1 protein-coding gene is annotated in these 1,239 nt (G+C 36.1%); it reads right to left on the reverse strand.

From position 1 onward, the window contains the following. Window positions 1-154 precede the first annotated feature (154 nt). On the reverse strand, window positions 155-1,045 hold the full coding sequence (locus tag AB0N03_RS52420) for an IS982-like element ISLll1 family transposase (protein ID WP_364389011.1): 891 nt from the start codon (window positions 1,043-1,045) through the stop codon (window positions 155-157). Window positions 1,046-1,239: the final 194 nt, after the last annotated feature.

The raw sequence follows: 1,239 nt of genomic DNA on the forward strand, positions 1-1,239 counted from the left end.
AGTAGTTTAAGATTAGGATAGCACGACTTATTTATTTTCCAATGAAATTAACTAGCAATTCGGGTTAACTATTATCAATAGTTTAGTTTTCATTCCCTATCAATGTATTTTATTATATACCTATTTCTATATATATACCCGAATTGCTAGTTGATTATTTAGCCATGACTTGATACCCGATAGAATATCTTAAAGTCTCTGGTTCCAGTGATTTAGCTGATTTTAACAGTAAAGAATACGCTAAAAGTATCATCTCTAATCTCAATTGAAAACCTTGAGGCGAACGACTTTTACAACGCTCAGCTCCTAGATTTGTCAAAAAAGAGAAAACTCGCTCAATCACTTTTCTATGTTTTGAAAAATTAGGGAAAAGGATTTTCTTTTGCTTCATGTTCTTCCTGACAGGTGTAATTAGATCAATTCCTTCTAATTCCAGCCTTTCATGCAGTGACTGACCTAGATATCCCATATCTCCAAGGACTGTTGGTGTCCCAAATTGACTCAACACTTCCTCGGTCATTGAACTATCAGCCATTGAAGCAGGAGTAATTGTGTAGTCTATGACATAGCCTGATTCACTGACTAAAGCATGACATTTACATCCATAGAAGTACTGTCCCTTTGTAGCATTGTAGCCAACATTGGCATAATCTCCAAGAACTTTGCTTCTGAAGTTACGAATAGGCTGACACAAAGGAATGGGGAAGCTGTCAATAATGGATACACTCATTCCTTCAACCTCTTTAAAGACGAGTGCTTGGCGAATGACTTGGATACTCGGTAAGAGGGCATTACAACGGCGGACAAAGCGAGAATATTCTAGGAAATTAGGAAATAAACTTTGAGCCAATTGGTGCTTAGCTTTAAGCGTTTCACTAAAATGCAGTACGCCCCATAGGTAACAAGCGATAACTAAGCAATCTGATGTTGCGAGATGGACGTTCTTTCGGTTTTGAACCTCAAGGGAAACCCTCGTTTGATAAAGCGTCTCAATGGTTGTCAGTAAATAAACAAAAACTTTTGGAAGTGTGCTATTATAAGTCATATAAGTCGTGCGCTTTCTAATGCTTAGTGGTTTAAGATTAGGATAGCACGACTTATTTATTTTCCAATGAAATTAACTAGCAATTCGGGTATAATAAAAGCATTTTTTAATATGATTACTGCTTTTATTATTTCCTCCAAAACTGTTGTTTTACCTTCATTTCCCGTAATGTTCAGAAAATTCATGAAGATATC

The organism is Amycolatopsis sp. NPDC051061 (assembly GCF_040682935.1).
GTDB lineage: Bacteria > Actinomycetota > Actinomycetes > Mycobacteriales > Pseudonocardiaceae > Amycolatopsis.

Coding starts and splice junctions, on each gene's coding strand:
- AB0N03_RS52420 (WP_364389011.1), bottom strand. CDS start 1,045: ATGACTTATAATAGCACACTTCCAAAAGTTTTTGTTTATTTACTGACA.